General features: G+C 30.8%; 19 protein-coding genes and 1 tRNA gene. 4 read left to right on the top strand and 16 right to left on the bottom strand.

Translation table 11 applies throughout. The annotated features are described in order from the left end of the window. Positions 1-41: 41 nt before the first annotated feature. The 9 genes from JV173_RS01240 to JV173_RS01200 form a co-directional block, all read right to left on the bottom strand. Positions 42-132: transfer RNA gene (locus tag JV173_RS01240), tRNA-Ser, on the bottom strand. A gap of 153 nt (positions 133-285) precedes the next feature. Beyond that, positions 286-708 carry a hypothetical protein gene (locus JV173_RS01235; protein WP_205734473.1) on the bottom strand — a complete coding sequence of 141 codons (423 nt, stop codon included), beginning with the start codon at positions 706-708 and terminating at the stop codon, positions 286-288. 15 nt (positions 709-723) lie between these two features. Continuing rightward, positions 724-1,935, bottom strand: a complete 1,212-nt coding sequence (locus JV173_RS01230) for an L-serine ammonia-lyase (RefSeq protein ID WP_205734472.1) — start codon at positions 1,933-1,935, stop codon at positions 724-726. Between the two features lie 138 nt (positions 1,936-2,073). After that, on the bottom strand, positions 2,074-2,820 hold the full coding sequence (locus tag JV173_RS01225; RefSeq protein WP_205734471.1) for a hypothetical protein: 747 nt from the start codon (positions 2,818-2,820) through the stop codon (positions 2,074-2,076). A 94-nt stretch (positions 2,821-2,914) separates the two neighbouring features. Then, complete coding sequence (locus JV173_RS01220; protein WP_205734470.1) at positions 2,915-4,498, bottom strand: ABC-F family ATP-binding cassette domain-containing protein; 1,584 nt, start codon at positions 4,496-4,498, stop codon at positions 2,915-2,917. A gap of 210 nt (positions 4,499-4,708) precedes the next feature. Beyond that, positions 4,709-5,632 carry a hypothetical protein gene (locus JV173_RS01215; RefSeq protein WP_205734469.1) on the bottom strand — a complete coding sequence of 308 codons (924 nt, stop codon included), beginning with the start codon at positions 5,630-5,632 and terminating at the stop codon, positions 4,709-4,711. A 76-nt stretch (positions 5,633-5,708) separates the two neighbouring features. Continuing rightward, on the bottom strand, positions 5,709-6,701 hold the full coding sequence (locus JV173_RS01210; RefSeq protein WP_205734468.1) for a phosphotransferase enzyme family protein: 993 nt from the start codon (positions 6,699-6,701) through the stop codon (positions 5,709-5,711). Positions 6,702-6,797: 96 nt separating this feature from the next. Next, entirely contained in the window at positions 6,798-7,475 is a 678-nt protein-coding gene (locus tag JV173_RS01205) for a lysophospholipid acyltransferase family protein (protein WP_205734467.1), read from the bottom strand. Between the two features lie 169 nt (positions 7,476-7,644). Then, positions 7,645-7,827 (bottom strand): hypothetical protein, encoded by a 183-nt coding sequence (locus tag JV173_RS01200; RefSeq protein WP_205734466.1) that lies wholly within the window; start codon positions 7,825-7,827, stop codon positions 7,645-7,647. A gap of 223 nt (positions 7,828-8,050) precedes the next feature. On the opposite strand from JV173_RS01200, the gene JV173_RS01195 reads away from it, so the two are divergent. Then, on the top strand, positions 8,051-9,538 hold the full coding sequence (locus tag JV173_RS01195) for a glycoside hydrolase family 13 protein (RefSeq protein ID WP_205734465.1): 1,488 nt from the start codon (positions 8,051-8,053) through the stop codon (positions 9,536-9,538). An 18-nt stretch (positions 9,539-9,556) separates the two neighbouring features. Here JV173_RS01195 and JV173_RS01190 read toward each other — a convergent pair whose 3' ends face one another. After that, entirely contained in the window at positions 9,557-9,763 is a 207-nt protein-coding gene (locus JV173_RS01190; RefSeq protein ID WP_205734464.1) for a hypothetical protein, read from the bottom strand. 114 nt (positions 9,764-9,877) lie between these two features. Next, positions 9,878-10,762 carry an aldo/keto reductase gene (locus tag JV173_RS01185; RefSeq protein ID WP_205735428.1) on the bottom strand — a complete coding sequence of 295 codons (885 nt, stop codon included), beginning with the start codon at positions 10,760-10,762 and terminating at the stop codon, positions 9,878-9,880. A 267-nt stretch (positions 10,763-11,029) separates the two neighbouring features. On the opposite strand from JV173_RS01185, the gene JV173_RS01180 reads away from it, so the two are divergent. After that, positions 11,030-12,190 carry an IS110 family RNA-guided transposase gene (locus JV173_RS01180; protein WP_205734463.1) on the top strand — a complete coding sequence of 387 codons (1,161 nt, stop codon included), beginning with the start codon at positions 11,030-11,032 and terminating at the stop codon, positions 12,188-12,190. Positions 12,191-12,423: 233 nt separating this feature from the next. Here the strand turns inward: JV173_RS01180 and JV173_RS01175 are convergent, their stop codons facing one another. Together JV173_RS01175 and JV173_RS01170 are read right to left on the bottom strand one after the other, a co-directional pair. After that, positions 12,424-13,221 carry a ZIP family metal transporter gene (locus JV173_RS01175; protein WP_205734462.1) on the bottom strand — a complete coding sequence of 266 codons (798 nt, stop codon included), beginning with the start codon at positions 13,219-13,221 and terminating at the stop codon, positions 12,424-12,426. 104 nt (positions 13,222-13,325) lie between these two features. Further along, positions 13,326-13,898, bottom strand: a complete 573-nt coding sequence (locus JV173_RS01170; RefSeq protein WP_205734461.1) for a hypothetical protein — start codon at positions 13,896-13,898, stop codon at positions 13,326-13,328. A gap of 254 nt (positions 13,899-14,152) precedes the next feature. Here JV173_RS01170 and JV173_RS01165 point away from each other — a divergent pair, with 254 nt between their 5' ends. Both JV173_RS01165 and JV173_RS01160 read left to right on the top strand, forming a co-directional pair. Continuing rightward, positions 14,153-14,908, top strand: coding sequence for a hypothetical protein (locus JV173_RS01165; RefSeq protein ID WP_205734460.1), 756 nt, complete (start codon positions 14,153-14,155; stop codon positions 14,906-14,908). Further along, positions 14,883-15,617: a hypothetical protein gene (locus JV173_RS01160; RefSeq protein WP_205734459.1), complete on the top strand. Its 735-nt coding sequence runs from the start codon at positions 14,883-14,885 to the stop codon at positions 15,615-15,617. The genes JV173_RS01165 and JV173_RS01160 overlap by 26 nt, the downstream gene beginning before the upstream one ends. 36 nt (positions 15,618-15,653) lie before the next feature. On the opposite strand, the gene ybaK is transcribed toward JV173_RS01160, so the two are convergent. From ybaK to JV173_RS01145, 3 genes are all read right to left on the bottom strand, one after another. Beyond that, positions 15,654-16,118, bottom strand: coding sequence for a Cys-tRNA(Pro) deacylase (gene ybaK, locus JV173_RS01155; RefSeq protein WP_205734458.1), 465 nt, complete (start codon positions 16,116-16,118; stop codon positions 15,654-15,656). 137 nt (positions 16,119-16,255) lie between these two features. Beyond that, positions 16,256-16,729, bottom strand: coding sequence for an SRPBCC family protein (locus tag JV173_RS01150; protein WP_205734457.1), 474 nt, complete (start codon positions 16,727-16,729; stop codon positions 16,256-16,258). A 75-nt stretch (positions 16,730-16,804) separates the two neighbouring features. Further along, on the bottom strand, positions 16,805-18,451 hold the full coding sequence (locus JV173_RS01145) for an alpha-glucosidase (protein WP_205734456.1): 1,647 nt from the start codon (positions 18,449-18,451) through the stop codon (positions 16,805-16,807). Between the last annotated feature and the right edge of the window lie 15 nt (positions 18,452-18,466).

Genomic DNA, 18,466 nt, shown 5'->3' with positions numbered 1-18,466 from the left:
ATTTAAAAAAGATAAAGGTTTAGTGTGTACTTTCCAAAAGATGGCGGAACAAGAGGGATTTGAACCCTCGCATCCTGTTACAGACCTACTCGATTTCGAGACGAGCCTCTTAAGCCACTTGAGTATTGTTCCACTTAAAAATATTATAAAACTTTATTCAAAAAAAACACCTCCATATGTTTATTATAGAGATGTTTACTAATTATAATGAATTTATAGATATACCTTTTTTTTATTAGTGTCTACTAAATGGGGTGCAGTTCACCAAGGCTCTCAATTTATAGTTTATTTAATCGCTATTAATTGTAATTTAACTTCTTTAATGACAAATTCAACAATTTCTTTAGCAGTCATATCTGCATTAATCTCTATCGGTTCTTCCACACGTTGTGTATTTATAAATGGTAAGTTACTTTCGATACCAACTGTTACATAAACTTGTTCTAATATCGTGTTTTCGTCTTGAACAAAAACTTCAAAGTATCCATCATCCAAAATATGATCATACATAACTTCTAAATTGTTATCTCTAATAAGTTGTGCTAATTCAATATCTTGTTTATTAAAGATAATGTACATAGCCTCTAAAGTTGGACTATCATTCTTATGTTCTTCTAAATATTCAACAAACTTTCTTTTGTGTTCTTTTTGAATATCAGAATAATCATCTTCTTGTTTTTCAAATAATTTTTTTAACCATTTAAACATAATAAATTCCTTTCCTTACCAACAATTTTCGTCTGTACTTTTATAATTTTTAGCAAGTCCACCAATGGATGTTTCTTTATAATCCGTATGCATAGATAAGCCTGTTTGGTACATTGTTTCTATGACTGTATCAAATGAAATTTTTCTTGAATCACTTAAGAAATATGCAAGTCCACATGCATCAATCGCACGAAGTGCTGCAACAGCATTTCTTTCAATACATGGAATTTGAACAAATCCATTAATTGGATCACAAGTTAAACCTAAATGATGCTCCATTGCAATCTCTGCTGCGTATTCAACTTGGTTAATATCTAAATTAAAGAGTGTTGCGTGAGCCGCTGCAGCCATTGAACATGCAGATCCAACCTCAGCTTGACAACCAGCAACAGCACCTGAGATAGATGCGTTATGTTTAATCAAATTACCAAATAAACCAGCAACTGCAAGTGCTTTAATGATTTTCTCGTCTGTAATAAATTTATGCTTATGTCTCATGTAGTATAACAAAGCCGGCAAGACACCACAAGCACCACAAGTTGGTGCAGTAACAATGATACCTCCTGCAGCGTTTTCTTCACTGACTGCAAATGCATAAGCTGAAACTAATCTGTTTTCTGTAATTTCAGAAGGTTCTTTAGCCATTACTTTTTCAAATAAAGTTTTTGCTTTTCTTTGAACCTTTAATGGTCCAGGTAAAACACCTTCTGTTTTAATGCCTCGTTCAACAGCAGCTTTCATTGCTTCCCAAATTGACTTTAAATAGTCAATTATGTCTTCACCTTCAAACTTTAATACATATTCATATAGTGAAATTTTGTGACGACGACAATATGCTTTAATTTCATTGAAATTCTTGTGAGGATAAACTTGAACTTCTTCTGATTCACGACCAACAAAAACAATTCTACCACCACCAGTAGACTTTACTTCATCGGTTGAGACTAATTCATCACCTTTATAACCTAAAACTAAAATTGTATTCGCAAACTTCTCTAAGTCAATTTTAGTATCAAAAGTAATTTCTCTTGGATGTACTGTTTCTAACATCGCATCTTCAGTTAGATGACCTTTACCTGTTAATGCAAGTGAATTATATAAAGTTACTTTGAAATATGTAATTTCTGGATTTTCTTCTACAATGGTCTTCATTGCAAGTGCTGGCCCCATTGTATGACTGGATGATGGACCATGTCCTATTTTATAAAGTGATCTAAGTGATAGCATATTTTTCCCTCACAATTCATGATTTAATTATAGCACTATAATATGCATAAATATTAAAAGAAAAAAGCCTGATACAAAAGTATCAAACTTTCACTTATTTTTCAAGTCTTTAAAGTATTCTCAATCATCTAGTTTACATTAATTTATTTTTGGAACTGCATTCAAATCTGATACTGCTTTACTAAAAAATTGTAAGATTTCTTCTTTAGTTTCAGCTTGATTTATCGCAGATCTTGCATCTTTTTCAATTGAAAATAAAAGGTTCCAATTTTCTTGTGTGTAGTCAGCTCTTTTGAAATTATAAAATAAATTATCTAAATTATTAAGTGATTTAATTCTTTGATTTTCAATTTCAGTTCTAAGATTATAGATATGATCATATTCTGATGATTTATTATTAATGAATTGAATCAAAATATAACCAAGTTTATTGAAATTACCACCAGTATTACTATTTAGTTCTAATACGATTCTATATTCACTTGTTTCATGATGTAGTTGTGGAATGTTTGCAGTAAATTTATAAGCATTTTTTCTTCCTGGATTCGCATTACCACCAAATTCTAAATTAACATCAAATGGTGAACCACCATTGAGTCTAATCATAAGATTAATTTGATAAAGTTTGATATCAGAATATGAAAAATCACCAAATTCGTTCTTTTCATATGTGTAGTCATCATTGACAGTTTGATTTAAATCAGTAAATTCAAGTTCTATAGACTCAATTTGATATCCAAAAAGTTCAGGTAGTGTTTCATCCGATGAAATTGAATATGTAGTTTCTTCGACTGATAAATAAAATAGATCGGTTCTTGTTCCAAAACATGCAGTTAAGAAAACTACAAATAACGATGTTAAAAAAACACTTACTAAACTTTTCATATTGACACCTCTTTATTGATTCTTCTAATTTAATTTTAACATTAAATACTCATTTATAAAAAAGTCCAGTACTTAAGTACTAGACTTGTTAGTTTTATAATGTTTCTAGATATGTTTCGTATGAATCAATGTGTTCAATCAGTTTACCATCTTCTTTAACTTCGAAAAGTTTAGTTGAAACTGTTGATGCAAGTTGATGATCTTGTGTCGTAAATAATACGACACCTTGGAACTCTTGTAATCCTTTATTAAGTGCAGTAATAGTTTCCATATCTAAATGGTTCGTCGGTTCATCAAGAATTAAAACATTCTTGGATAAAATCATCATACGACTCATTAAAAGTCTAACTTTTTCACCACCAGATAAAACTTTAATTGATTTAAGTGCATCATCACCTGAGAATAACATACGACCAAGGAATCCTCTAACATATGCGGATTCTTTATTTGGTGAGTAATCAGTTAACCAATCAACCATTTTAGTATCTGTTGTAAATTCATAATTATGATCTTTTTCAAAATAACCTACATTCGTTGTTTGACCCCAACGAATTACACCACTATCCGCAGTTTCTTTACCGGCTATGATATCAAATAACATGGTATGTGCTTTTTGATTTAAACCAACAAATACGATCTTATCTTCTTTACCAATTGTAAATGAAATGTTATCTAAGATCTTTTTACCATTTACAGTCTTGGTTAAGTTTTCTACTTTTAAGATATCATCACCTAAAGGTTTCTCAATCTTAAAATTAATATATGGATAGCGTCTAGTTGAAGGTTTAATTTCATTTAATTCAATTTTATCAAGTAATTTTTTACGTGAAGTTGCTTGTTTAGATTTAGATGCATTTGCACTAAATCTAGAAATGAAATCTTGAAGTTCCTTAATTTTTTCTTCAGACTTCTTATTTTGTTCTTTCATTTGTTTAAGCATTAATTGACTTGATTCGTACCAGAAATCATAATTGCCTGCAAAAAGATTAACAGTCTTGTAGTCGATATCAACAATATGTGTACAAACTTTATTTAAGAAATAACGATCATGTGATACAACAATAACTGTATTTTCAAAATCAATTAAGAAGTTTTCTAACCAACGTACAGCTTCAATGTCCAAGTGGTTTGTTGGTTCGTCTAATAGTAAAATATCAGGATTGTCAAAGATCGCTCTTGCAAGTAAAACTTTAACTTTCAAATTACCTTCTAAATTTGCCATTTGCTCATAATGGAATTTAGGTTCAACACCTAATCCAGATAGTAAAATTGCAGCATCAGATTCAGCATTCCAACCATTCATTTGGTCAAATAACTCTTCGAGTTCACCAGCTCTGACACCGTCAGCATCCGTAAAGTCTTCCTTCATGTAGATTGCTTCTTTTTCTTTCATTACAGAAAAAAGTTTTTGGTTACCCATTAAAACAGTTTCCATGACTGTAAAATTGTCATACTTAAAGTGGTCTTGTTCTAGAACAGACATACGTTTTGTTTGTGGATATGAAATTGTACCTTTAGAAACTTGTAATTTACCACTTAATAGTTTTAATAGTGTAGATTTACCGGCACCATTAGCACCAATGACCCCATAACAGTTTCCTTCTGTAAATTTTATATTGACATCTTCAAATAAAATATCTTTTCCAATTTGATAAGTAACGTTCGATACATTTAGCATGTTTGATATCCTCCCATGTAATAAACCTTTACTATTTTAACATAAGATATATAAATATCTTGTTATTTGATATGAAACTTCAAATTTCTTATTTTTATACTCAATTGTGTTAAAAATGAGACATCCAATAAAGAAAATACGGCACTTGTAAGTACCGTATTTTTATCACTACTGAAAATATTTAAATGCCTTACCTTAACTTCTTATTAACTACTTTATATTTTGAATATCTTTTAACCTTTTAGCTGTTGTTTCTTTATACATAAAACGCCATGAGAAATATAAACCAATCGCGTAGAATAGAACTGTAAATAAAAGATCTTCGATAATAATCGCAACAAATTCAGCATCTTCAAACAATAAATTGAATGGAACATCATATGCTTCAGCAATCGTACTTAATCCATAAATATATGTACCGACTGCAGCAATTGCACCAACAATACCAATAAAAATGATGGGTGGGATTGTTTTTGGACCTTTAAATTGTTTATACAGTGTAAAAGAGACAAGTGGAATAATCATGAAAACAAGTGCGTGCATATATCCAAACGAATAAAGAATTAAAGAGGGAATCGCACCAACAAAAGCACCAACAAGTGCCATGAGGAGTGCAACTGGATACTTCTTGACATCAACTGCTTCATCTTTTAATTTTTCTTCTTCAAGTTTTATTTCTGCTTCAAACTTATTAAGATTAACAGGAACCTCTACATTATTTAATAAGATTTGACCACTCATTGCTGTAAAATTCATGTACTTATAACCATCTGTTACATCACTACCTGTAATATCTTCTGTCAATTGTTCTAAACCTAATGCGCTATATTTAGCTACTTGCTTATCTAAAAATTCATTAAGTTTATCCATTTTATCTATCATTAATCCATAATAAATTGCATTTTTCGGTTTAAAAACATCAAATAATACACCACGTAATGCAAGCGGATTACCTTTTGAAATTACTTTAAATTCATCGTTTGATAAAGAACGATTAAAAATCATAACAATTAATGGAACTTTAAAAATTCCATTTTTTGCTTCAACAATTTGAAATTTAAATCCATCTCGCTCAATAAAATAAAGACCGTTAGTTTCCACTAACCCAAGTTTTTGAATTATTTTATTTTTCATATCTACCTATCCCATTTTCGTTTATGTTTTAATCTCATTATAACAAAAAAATCGCTATAATAAGCGATTTTATAAATTATATATAATCTTCAAAGTTTAATTCAATGAAACGAACACGATTAATGATTTTATCACGATATCTTTCAATGTATCTTTTCGCAAATTCATCTTTTTCTACATCAAGTGTTTTATATACATTGATGTAGAGTAAAATCTCTCTTAGTTTCAAGAATTTATCAATATGTATGAAATCTTCTTTAGATAAATTGAATTCTTCTTTATAACCCTTCATAAAGTTGATCATAAAGAAATTTCCATATTTAAGTCGATCAACTTCATTTGTAAACCAAGTTAAATAATATAAGAATATTGCAATATCACTAATAAAATAATGATAACTTGCATCATCAAAATCAAAGACAGTAAATTGATTATCTTTAATGAAGAAATTACCCATATGGACATCCGTATGAATGAGTCCAAAATTCTCATGTGTTTTTGGGATTTTTTTAATTTCATCCATCACTTCTTTTAATCTGTCTAAGATAATTTTATCGTTTGTATCTAAATACTTATCTGCTTCAACTAATACTTGGTCTTCATACCAAACAAATCTCTTTTTTATACCAGGTGAAGGCGTATAATTTTGAGTTAATCTATGAAATTGACCAATGACTTTTCCATAATTGATGAAAAAATCTGTACTAAAATCTTCTATTTTCGGTGCTTTTCCTTCAGCTTTTGTAAATGCTGAAATAATAAAATATGACCCATCAGATGCATCTATTTTTTCAACAAGATTTTGATCAATTGTTAAAACAGGCATTGAAACTTTTGCACCATTTGTCGCAAGGTAAAAGACAAAATCAAGTTCGGATTTGATATCTTCTAAATCACGATGTGAGCTATGAGAAACTCTAACAACATATGACTTATTATCTTTCTCAAATCCATAAATATAATTTTCAAATCCACCGATAAAAGTTAACGCTTTTCTCTCAACTTTGTATCTACTTGATATGCGCATTAATATATTTTCTGTTAATAATTCTTTAACGAACTTTTCCAAAATAACACCTGATTTCATTTATAAAGTTGAATACATTGTAACAATTATAAATCGCTATATCAAGCGAATTATATATCTTATCTTAAACAAACCAATTTATATACTATAAAGTTCATTACAAGCAGCTACTAAATACTCTGCAATTTCTCTTCGATCATTAAATTTATTTTTTAATTCACTATATAATTCAGGTTTTCCAAAAGTATAAGTCATCTTCTCTTTATTGAAATAAGATACGTAAATTGGTACATCAATATCTCTTTTTAATAAGTATTCTGCAAGTATTACAAATCCTTCATGAAATCCTTGAAGTTGATCCAAATAACCTGCATCAGATTTTTCTGGAAATATTACAATATTTTCTTTTGTATGTTTGATTACATTTAAGCTTTCTTCTAATGTATACTTGAATCTAAAATCTTTATACGTTGAAATGAGTTTTAACCCTTTATAGAAAAGATTTGTTAGTGGACTTGCTATTAAACAAAATAAACGTGCTAAATGTAAATTCCAATGTTTCTTTTCATGATAATAGACTCTCGATTGATATTTATACATTTTGATTAATCCTGAATTCATTTCATGTGTTCCCCACATTCTTAAATGAAAATCAGCATAGATTTCTAAAGACATTGGTGCATCTGTTCCTACATGATTAGAAAGTATGATTGATCCTTCTTTTGGTTTCTCACCTAAATAGATAAATTCTGGTTTTTTATATCTTCCATGCATAAGCTTTTTAAGGCCTCTATACCAAAGCTTACGATTTTGCACAAATTTAGAATTATTCCCCATCAATGAATACACTTATCCTTTATATGATTTTTAATTGATTATAATGTATTCTCATTATAACAAAATCATTTAAAAATAAAAACCTACCTAACAAACCTAAAGGGGTTATGAATAGGTAGGCACATTATGAAGAGGTTTCTTTAATTGATTATTCGTATGTTCTGATTAAACATTCTTTTGCAAAATCTACAAGTTTATCATCAGCTTCAATGATACACATAATATACTCTAAAGTTTTTGCTTCTTTTGCAAATTCATCCTTCTTGTAGACTTCTTTTAGTCTAGCTAAGACTGCCTCTCTGATTGCTGCTAATTTGTCTTTTGTTCCCATGATACGTTCTCCTTTTTATTTAATTTTTCTGTATCGTTTTCTACACCTTTAGTCTACATAAAATAAAAGTTATTTGCAAAGAAAGTTATAACAGAAAATGTAAGTGTGTGAAAGTTTTTACATTTTGTTACACAACTTATGATATGAAAGCGTTTCACTTTGTGAAGGAGTCATTTTGAGTCTTCATGAATAAAGGGTATAATATTTCTAGAGGTGCAAAATCATGTCAGAAAATAAATTTGATATCAGAGAAAAAGATTGGCGAAATGGTGCTTTAGTCTATCAAGTACTTGTGGATCGTTTTTACTCATCTAAAACCATCGAAGAAAAAAGGAACCTTTATCCTTATCCTAAAAATCTAAAACCTTGGGGTGAACTTCCAAAAGGTGGTACTTTTTTAGAAGATGTTAGATATTGGTCACACGAACTCGACTTTTGGGGTGGTGACTTAAAAGGTGTAACAGAAAAAATAGATTACATCAAAAATCTCGGTATGGATGTTTTATATTTAAATCCTATATGTGAATCATTATCAAACCACAAATATGATGCCACCGATTATCTTGAAATTTCAAAAGAGTTCGGAACTAAGGAAGATTTGCAACAATTGATCTCAAATATCCATAGTAATAACATGAAAATCATGTTAGATGGTGTTTTCAATCATGTTGGTATCAATAATCCTTTATTCCAAAAAGCACTTAAAAACGAGGGATTCCGTGATTTCTTTGATTTCAATCAAAAATACCCAAGAGGTGTTAGACTTTGGGCAGATGCACCGAGTTTACCTGAACTTAATTTAGAAAACGATTCAGTAAAAGATTACATTTATCGTTCAAATGATTCTGTTATCCGTTCATATATTAAACAAGGTGTAGATGGTTGGAGACTGGATGTTGCATTTGATATCGGATTTAATATCCTAAAAGATTTACGCGATCATGCAAGACTTGATAAAGAAGATACAATGATCGTCGGTGAAATTTGGAACTATCCTGAAAAATGGTTAAAATCTATTGATGGTGTTATGAATTTCACTTTCAGAGAAATCACCTTGAGATTACTTCGTGGTGAAATCTCTGCTAAAAAAGCATTGAAAATGATCACTGATACAATTAACGATGCTGGTATTGAACCGATTTTAAAATCTTGGAACTTATTAGATAACCATGATGTACCTAGACTGAAAAATCTACTTGAAACAGAAAAACTTCAACAGCTTGCACAAGTTCTACAATTTACATTACCTGGTTCTCCTAATTTATATTATGGAACTGAACTTGGCATGGATGGTGGCTTTGACCCTGCAAATAGAGCACCGATGCGTTGGGATTTAGTAAGTGAAGAAAATAAAACACTTGCTTGGACTAAATCACTTATTAAACTACATAAAGATAATAGAGCCTTAAAAATTGGTGACTTTATCCCAATTGATTCTGATCAGTTAATTTCTTTTATGAGATTAACCAATAATGTTAAAGATACTTGTATCGTTGTCGTTAATCCAACAAATCAACAAGTTAAAGAAACTGTTTTACTTAAAGATTCAAAACTCATGAATTTTAGTGGATTTAATTATGTCTTCGGTAAAATTGAACCGGTAACTTTACTTGCTGGTTTAATGGAATTTAATATTGAACCTTATGGTTTTGTAGTCATCAAACCTAAAACAGAACCAGAAAAGAGTTACACACCATATAAACGTGTCTAAAAGAATGAAAAGGCCTGATTAAATCAGACCTTTTCTTTTTTTGTTTAGATAACTAATTAATTTTGTATCATTCGTTATCGTGTAGAATTCATTCTCCATTTCAAACACATCAGTGTACATTCCATTCTCTAAATCGACAACAAAATAGTTATCACCATATGGTTCAGGATGTGGATAGAAAGCTACAATTAAATCACTTGGTACTTTAATTCGAATACTATTCATAAGTATCTCCTTTAATTTTTACAGATTTAATCTGTATTACCCCATGTACCAAGGTAAACTATTTAATTACATAAAGTATACAATCAATAGGTATTTATTACAAGAATTATTCTTTTACCAGTCTACTTGATCAGGATCTGATGTTAATCCAAATGCACCATGTAGTTCATCTAGTTTTAAAATATCATCTTCATCTAATTTGAAGTCAAATAATTCTAGGTTTTCTTTAATACGACTTGGTGTAACAGATTTTGGAAGTGGTAAATATCCATGTTCCAAACTCCATCTTAAGACAATTTGTCCGATTGATTTTTGGTATTTACTTGCAAGTACATTTAATTCAGTTAATTCAAAAATCTTACCAGTACCAAGTGGAGAATAAGCTTCTGTTAAAATGCCATGTTTTTCTCCAAATGAAACAACTTCTTCTTGTTGATCACTTGGATTAACAAAAATTTGGTTAACTGTTGGAACCACTTTTGCCGTCTTAAGTAATGCCTCTAAATGATGCACTCTAAAATTTGAGACACCAATTGCACGAACTTTACCTTCAAAGTAGAGATCCTCCATCGCATGATAAACTTCCTTGTTTCTTACTTCCCAATTTGGACGATGCATATATGGATTTGGCCAATGAATAATATATAAATCCACATAGTCCAAACCTAGTTTTTTTAAACTTTCTTCAAATGCTTTTTTAGCATCTTCATAAGTTGCATGCTTATTCCATAGTTTTGTTGTAATAAATACTTCTTCTCTTGGAACACCTGAGTCTTTAATCGCTCTACCAACGGATTCTTCATTTCTGTATGCTTCTGCAGTATCAATGTGCCTGTAACCTACCTTAAGTGCATGTAGTACAGAATGATATGCTTCTTCCCCATCTTTAACTTGCCAAGTACCAAAACCGACAACCGGGATTTTTACACCATTATTTAGTGTGTAGACTGCATTAGATTTTGATAAATCTACACCTTCTAAAAATTTAGATTTAAACATTATATTCATGTAAGATTTAAACTGTATTAAGTTAGTACTTAAGACTTATTTAAATCTTTACTCCTTTCGTTCTAATTTAATATACTAATAATGTACTGTGGATTTGTGTCATTGTAATACGGCTATGACTGTTTAGAGGTGACGCTCACCACGGTCTTTATTTTAATCAGCAATAGTTAGTTAGCGCAAGACGCTTTTTACATGATTATGAGATAAAGACTCGCTGGACTTACCACATGTACACATTTAATTTTAGGAGGTGTACTTATGATCTATATCGGAATCGATATTTCTAAGTACAAGCACGACTGTTTCATCGCCACTGAAACAGTTGATCAACAGTTCTCATTTGAGAACAGTCAGTCTGGGTTTAATGAACTATTAGGACACTTTAAACCCTTAGTCAAGCAAGAAATGATAATAGGCCTTGAGGCTACAGGTCACTACGGTGAAAATCTTAAGTCATTTCTTACCTTCCATGGATATACATTCATGGAGATTAATCCTTTTCTCGTGAAGAAGTTTTCAGAAGCCCAATCACTAAGAAAAACAAAGACGGATAAGAAAGATGCACAAATGATTTCAACTTATATGAGATCTGTAGACTACAAAGCCTATCATCATCAATCTTATCATATAAGTGCCCTAAAATCACTAACCAGGTTACGCTTCAAACTCATCTCGATTCGGACGAAACACTACAACATGATGACTAAAGTCTTAGATGTTATCTTTCCTGAATTCAAGCCTTTTATGCGAGAACAAGGCTATAGTGATACATCTTTATACATTTTGAAGCAGTTTTCATCACCTGAAAGAATCGCAAAAATGAATGATGTTCATTTTGAAACACTACGTAAATTATCGATGGGGAAATTCAGTTATCCTAAGTTTGTTAATCTGAAAACTCTAGCAGCATCGACCATCGGTATCACACAAGATCATCAACTCTTTAAACTCAAAACTTCGATTTCTTATGTCGAACAACTTAACATGGATATTGAAGAAACTGAGAAACAAATCACTTCTTTAATGGGTAAGTATCCTACACGAATTCAAACCATTAAAGGTATTGGAGTTATCTCAGCAGCTGTCATCATTTCAGAATATGGTGATATTTCACTTTTTTCTAATCCTTCTGAAATGTTATCCTATGCAGGTCTCGATTCTACGATCAAACAATCTGGAACGATGTCTTCGACCGGAAAACTCGTCAAACGCGGTAGCAAGTATTTACGCGCAACACTCATCAATATCTCAATGATGGTTATGATCTATAACCCCATCTTCTACGACTACTACACCAAGAAGAAACAAGAGGGTAAGCATCACCGTGTCGTACTCATTCATCTTTCTAAAAAGCTTGTCAGAGTGATTCATCATCTTGAAACACATCATGAAGATTTCGATTCTTCTAAACTCATTTAAACTCTTTACTTAAACTGTGGCGGTTAAGTAAAAGTCATCTGTAATACTAGCTAACCTCCGAATTTAATTAGCAAAAGGAGGTTTTTACTGTTTATCTACAAAAGGTACTTGACTTTTAATAGTTAGTCACCTCTTATGTATCTATTATAGTTTATAAAGGTTTGAATAGAAATTATTTTTTCAAAATAAAAGGCTTGAATTTAATCAAGCCGTAAAGTTTATTTTAAAGTGGTTTAACCTAAAGCAACATCTAGAATCATCATAATAACAAATCCAACCATCACTGCCCATGTACCTAAATGTGGATGTTCAGAAACGTGTGAATCAGGTATGAGTTCTTCAACAACAACATAAATCATCGCACCAGCAGCAAAAGCAAGGAACCAAGGTAGAATGGTTGTTAAACTTGTCGCAAGAATAATACCAATTACTGCAGCAATTGGTTCTAAAATCCCTGAGAATGCACCATAACCAAATGCTTTATTTCTGCTACCTAATTCTTCAGCCATAGGTAATGAAACTGCAGCCCCTTCAGGAAAGTTTTGTAGACCAATACCAATTGCTAATCCAAGTGCTGATGTGAATGCAGCAGCTCTTGTTGCATCTTGCGTAACTAAAGCAACACCAAATGCAAATCCTACAGCTAATCCTTCTGGAATATTATGGATTGCCATTGCAAGGAATAATTTGGTTGATTTAGAAAGTTTGGTTTTCATTCCTTCTTCTTGTTTGGTTTCACTGTGGAAATGCGGTACGATTTTATCTATACCATATAAGAATAATCCACCTAGTAAGAATCCAAGTGCAGCAGGAACGAATGCAAAGTTTCCTAAAAATTCACTTTGATCAATTGCTGGAATTAATAATGACCAAATACTTGCAGCGATCATGATACCTGCTGCAAAACCTAAGAATATTGTGTTTAATTTAGGCGATAAACCTTCTTTAAAAAAGTAAATTAATGCGGCACCTGCTGTTGTCATAACAAATATGAACGAGACGCCAAAGATAATCATTTGTGTTTCTGTCATAAAAATTATCATCCTTCTTAAATCATTATAGCAAGATTTATGAAAATTTTCATGAAAATAATACATAATAAAAAGCTTGATAAATTTATCAAACTTTTTTCAAATTATTTCTCGAATTTATAATGCTCAATTAGTGCTTGTTTACTTTCAACATCAACAACATTTAGAAGTTTCTTTTTATAGATCGCTAAATTGACAGGATCATTTTTAAAGGTTCTTTGTAAAAGATCCTTTACCATACCAACGTGAGGCATGCCATTTGCGTATAAGAATTTAGAGTCCGTAAGTTGGAACTCACTTAATTTTTCAAGTAAATAATCAAGTAATGGTATAGCTTCATCATTTCTCTGATTATCACAAAGCACTAAGCCATAATACAATTTAACAAATGCACCATGCAATTCCATAGGTTCAAATTTTGTGTCTGGAATATAGTCTTTTAGAAGATCAAAAGTTTCCGTTTCAATTTCTCTATTATCTGTATAGACTGATGCTTGTAATAAGTTAAAAGCATTTATTGGTGTTTTTTCGTATTGATAAAGTTCCAAATAGATTGGATATGCTTCGTTGTGTTTACCTTCTTTAGAAAGTGTTAAACCGCTGTTAAGTAGTGCTTCTATTTCAGCTTGGCTTTTTTTATTTTTTTGTTTTTTTAAAAAGTCAAATAGTCCCATCATATGTTCTTTCTATCTATTTTTAATAATTTATAGTCATTACTACCCTATAGTTTAACAGCATTTTAAATATTTTCAGCCACTTGAAATACAGTTTTTAGACATCAACTGATTATTGTGGAAATTATGTATTTATTTGAGAAATATAGAAAGTTTAGGCATTCAAAGCATTTAAACTGCCATTAAGGGATTTTTTTACTAATTATATTCAAATATTGCTATTTTCAATACAGATATAAAAATATTTGGAGTATATGATGAATGCAGTACTGAGTCAATCCATTTATATATTTTTAGCTATATTTAATTTAGCACTTATCATCCTGGGTATACTTGAAATTTCTAAAAAGAAAATTAAATTAACTAAAATTCAAAAAAAGCTAGTTTTCGCAATGATCTCTGTTTGTTATTTGGAGAACTTATTTGAGAAATTGATTGAGAATAACACAGCTTGGTTAAGACTGTTGATTCCTTTTGGAAACTATAGTCCTTTTACATTTACCATAATTACAATCTTAATTTTTCTACCATCCAAATTTCAAAAACCGGTCAATTACTTTCTCGCTCTAATGTCGTTCCCAATGTTTGGAGCAACCTGTGTAAATTCGATTAATTACGTAATACATGCAGGTGAATACTTATACACTTCGATGTCATTTGATCAAATCGGTCATACATTAGTTTCACTCTATGGTTATTACTTAATAATTAGTAAAGAAGTTAAATTTACTAAAATTAAAACGCTATTCACATTTATCTTTATTATGTCAGTACCACTAGTTATGGCAACCTTAAATTTCATTTATGATACATCTTATTTTGGTTTGAACTTAAATGGAAGGCATAACATCTATAACAGAGTTGTTACAGATAATTCTTACATCAATCTTGGTATTTATTGGTTTGGTTTACTAGGATTAATTACAGTAAGCTATCTAATCATTCTATTTATTCAATCAAAAGTTTACAAAAAGGAGGGATTAATCAATGGTTCAGTATCTTTATTATCTTAGATTTTTTGTTATTATTGCATTCACTCTTTTTTGTATGTTTGTAAGTTTTAAGGAACAAAAATTGATGAGTAAGAATTTTAATTCACTCGTTGGTTTATTTATACTTTTAACATATAGTGTCACTTTTGGAGAAGTTTATACCAATTCAAATATTGATTCAACCGATACACAAATGCTATTACCTAGTTTAAATGTATCCAATTTACTGATTCTTCTATGTGGACTTGTCATTATGTTACCTAACAAGTCTCGAGTAAAAATCTCAGTTTTAACCGTTTCATTTTACATATCTTTTGCATTACTGGTTAACATGTTTGATGTCTTAATGTTCTATTCTCAAATGAATTATTCATACGAAAGATACTTCTGGATTCTATTCATGAACTCAGTTACATTTGCTTATCTTGTACATGCATTTTGTTCAGGGATTATTACAATCAATCCAAAAACATTTATACTATCTAATTTATTACTTATTTTTGCCTACATGTTAAGTTACCGTGTTTTCATGAACACGGGTTATAGTATCTTTGGCGTAGGGACGAAGTTTTATGATTTCTTCTTTTTTGAACACACTTTGATCTTAGAAAGTAAATTTATTCATATTTTGATTTATTCTATTTTAAGTTTAGGTTTTGTTGTTATTAAAAAACTTGTTAAAAATATAAAACATTCAAATAACTTTACGAATAATATTGATATAAAATAACTTTTTTGTAAGTTATTAAACTCAGAAATTTTATGATTAAATGACCAAATCATCAAATTTTGCATTGATATAGGTTCTTAAATCGTTTGGGTTTAATTCAATTTGAAACCCAACCTTACCTGCTGAAACGTAAATTGTTTTATGTAGAGTTGCTGTTTCATCAATGACTGTTTTAAATCTCTTTTTCATACCAATAGGTGAACAGCCCCCATGAATATAACCTGTCAGTGGTAAAAGTTCTTTTTGGCTAATCATTTCAATAGATTTTACTCCAACTGACTTCGCTGCTTTTTTTAAGTCCAGGTGAAAAACTACTGGAATACAAAATACATAATAGTTTTTATCGTTTCCCCTAGTGACTAAAGTTTTAAAAACACGTTCAAAATCTTCATTCAATATACTAGCAATTTTTTCACCATCAACTAAAGTAGGATCATAGTTTCTTGCTGTATATTCAATTTTTACTGTATCTAAAAGTCGCATAACATTAGTCTTTTCCATTGCATCACCATCTATTAAATAATTTCAATTAAAATTGTAACACTTAAGTTTAATTTATTTACACTTTGTGGTCTTTTTACAATACTCTTGCATAAAATGAAAAACCGAATTACTAAAATAGTAATCCGGTTGTTTTTTTATTTAGCAGTTAATACAATACCTGGTTCTCCGGGTACACCATCTTTTGGTTGATTTTCTTCATCAAAATAAATCTGACCAAAATTTATACCAATGCCAATACCATTTACTGGACTTCCTGTACCAAAACTACCTTTAACACCTTTGGCACCACCATTTCCTCCAGAACCTCCGGCAACTCTCCATACTAAACCAAATGAGTTGTAATAGTTTCCACCTTTTCCACCATTTGCTATCAATTTCGCATATGTAATATTAATTACTGATGCAGTGAGTGCTGTGTAACCTGGTTGACCAGAACTACCGTTACCAGCATTTTGACCAGACCCACCAACTCTTAAATCATTTTTTGCAGCTGGACAGTGCCAAGTATCACTGGCATGATTCCAGTTCATAATATGCTTTGGCAAGTTAAATGCATCCCAAACCATATGAACGGGCTTGTTGACATGCGCGAAAATTATTGTGTTCATTGTGTAACTCCTTATTATTTTTTTGTATTATATAATAAAGGATATCGGTTTTATTTCAAATTTGTTTTTGAATAATTATGACACTTTTCGGTACACATATGCAACGTAGGATTCAAGTTCATATCCACTATGTAACATGTTTGAAAGCACCAATTGATAACCTTTCAAACTAAAATCGAGTCGATGTATCTCATTGGATAAATTACAGATAATTAAATATTCTTCATTCTCTAATACTCTTTTATAAATCAAGAGTGATTTTATATTCGTTTCAATTTCGATGACATCACCGTATGTGAGAGTTACCGAGTTTGTCTTCAATTGAATCAACTTGCGATAAAAGTTTAGAATTGAATTTGGATCATTCTGTTGTTTTTGGACATTAATTTCATGATAATTTTGATTAACTTTCATCCATGGTTCAACAGTTGAAAACCCAGCGTAATCTAACCCATTCCATTGGATTGGAGTTCTTGCGTGATCGCGTGCTTTCTTTAGGATACCTTCCCATGCAATCGCTTCATGACCTTGTTCTTGTGATAATTTATAGTAATTAATACTCTCAATATCTTTTAGTTCTTTTGGATCTTCAAATCGTGAATTGGTCATTCCAATTTCCTCACCTTGATAGATAAATGAGGTCCCCTTCATTAAGTGAATAGCAACTCCAAGCATTTTAGCACTTCTATTCCATAAGGATTCATTACTGGTATTGCCAAATCTTGAAACAGACCGTGCCTGATCGTGGTTACAAAGAAATAAAGTGTTCCAAGGAATTGCTTTTTGCCAATCAAATAAAGTTCGCTTAAAGCGATTATAATCTATTGGTATTACATCAAATTTGTGTTTACCAGAATCAACATCCATTAAGTCAAACTGGAAAATTAAATCCATTGGCTTATCATCACCAATGAGAGTGTGGGCATTGGATTGATTGGCAAATGTTGCCTCTCCTAAATACATCGTATGTGGTCTTGCAGTGTTTTCTTTTAGTTCTTGAAGATAATCATACATTTTAGGTTGAAGGGCATAATTTTCAAATGCCATGGAGTAGCCATGATCGTTAAAGAACCGATTTCCATCAGGAAGTTTTGGATTTTTGGCAATTAAGGTAATAACATCCATTCTAAAACCATCCACACCAAAATCAAACCAGCGATTAATCATCGCGTAAATAGCACGTCTCATCGATTCATTTTCCCAATTTAAATCAGGTTGTTTTTCAGAAAATAAATGGAGATACCAACTATTTGTTAACGTGTCTAGCTTCCATGCTGATGGGGTGAAAAATGATGACCAGTTATTGGGTGGTTGATTGTTATGATTATCTCTCCAGATATAGAAATCACGATATGGATTATCTTTTGATTTTCTTGATTCAATAAACCATTGATGTTCATCAGAGGTGTGATTAACCACTAAATCCATGACGAGTTTAATCCCATTTTGATGAAGTAAATCAATGAGTTCTTTTAGATCCTCTTTAGTTCCAAACTCGGTCATAACCTCATTGTAATTAGAGATATCATAACCCATGTCATCATTAGGAGATTGGTAAACCGGATTAAGCCAAATTGCCTTAATCCCTAACTGTTTCAAATAATCTATTTTGCTAATAATACCTCTGATATCTCCAATCCCATCATGGTTTGAGTCCATAAAAGAGCGTGGATAAAGTTGGTAGAAAAAGCCTTGTTTCCACCATGTGTTTTGATGATTCATCTCGTGTTTTCCCTT

The organism is Acholeplasma equirhinis, assembly GCF_017052655.1.
In the GTDB taxonomy this organism is placed as follows: Bacteria; Bacillota_I; Bacilli_A; order Acholeplasmatales; family Acholeplasmataceae; genus Acholeplasma; species Acholeplasma equirhinis.
Note: the sequence above shows the minus strand (reverse complement) of the source record. Positions and strands in the feature narration are given on the sequence as shown.

Coding starts and splice junctions, on each gene's coding strand:
- JV173_RS01235 (WP_205734473.1), bottom strand. CDS start 708: ATGTTTAAATGGTTAAAAAAATTATTTGAAAAACAAGAAGATGATTAT.
- JV173_RS01230 (WP_205734472.1), bottom strand. CDS start 1,935: ATGCTATCACTTAGATCACTTTATAAAATAGGACATGGTCCATCATCC.
- JV173_RS01225 (WP_205734471.1), bottom strand. CDS start 2,820: ATGAAAAGTTTAGTAAGTGTTTTTTTAACATCGTTATTTGTAGTTTTC.
- JV173_RS01220 (WP_205734470.1), bottom strand. CDS start 4,498: ATGCTAAATGTATCGAACGTTACTTATCAAATTGGAAAAGATATTTTA.
- JV173_RS01215 (WP_205734469.1), bottom strand. CDS start 5,632: ATGAAAAATAAAATAATTCAAAAACTTGGGTTAGTGGAAACTAACGGT.
- JV173_RS01200 (WP_205734466.1), bottom strand. CDS start 7,827: ATGGGAACAAAAGACAAATTAGCAGCAATCAGAGAGGCAGTCTTAGCT.
- JV173_RS01195 (WP_205734465.1), top strand. CDS start 8,051: ATGTCAGAAAATAAATTTGATATCAGAGAAAAAGATTGGCGAAATGGT.
- JV173_RS01190 (WP_205734464.1), bottom strand. CDS start 9,763: ATGAATAGTATTCGAATTAAAGTACCAAGTGATTTAATTGTAGCTTTC.
- JV173_RS01185 (WP_205735428.1), bottom strand. CDS start 10,762: ATGTTTAAATCTAAATTTTTAGAAGGTGTAGATTTATCAAAATCTAAT.
- JV173_RS01180 (WP_205734463.1), top strand. CDS start 11,030: ATGATCTATATCGGAATCGATATTTCTAAGTACAAGCACGACTGTTTC.
- JV173_RS01175 (WP_205734462.1), bottom strand. CDS start 13,221: ATGACAGAAACACAAATGATTATCTTTGGCGTCTCGTTCATATTTGTT.
- JV173_RS01170 (WP_205734461.1), bottom strand. CDS start 13,898: ATGATGGGACTATTTGACTTTTTAAAAAAACAAAAAAATAAAAAAAGC.
- JV173_RS01165 (WP_205734460.1), top strand. CDS start 14,153: ATGAATGCAGTACTGAGTCAATCCATTTATATATTTTTAGCTATATTT.
- JV173_RS01160 (WP_205734459.1), top strand. CDS start 14,883: ATGGTTCAGTATCTTTATTATCTTAGATTTTTTGTTATTATTGCATTC.
- ybaK (WP_205734458.1), bottom strand. CDS start 16,118: ATGGAAAAGACTAATGTTATGCGACTTTTAGATACAGTAAAAATTGAA.
- JV173_RS01150 (WP_205734457.1), bottom strand. CDS start 16,729: ATGAACACAATAATTTTCGCGCATGTCAACAAGCCCGTTCATATGGTT.
- JV173_RS01145 (WP_205734456.1), bottom strand. CDS start 18,451: ATGAATCATCAAAACACATGGTGGAAACAAGGCTTTTTCTACCAACTT.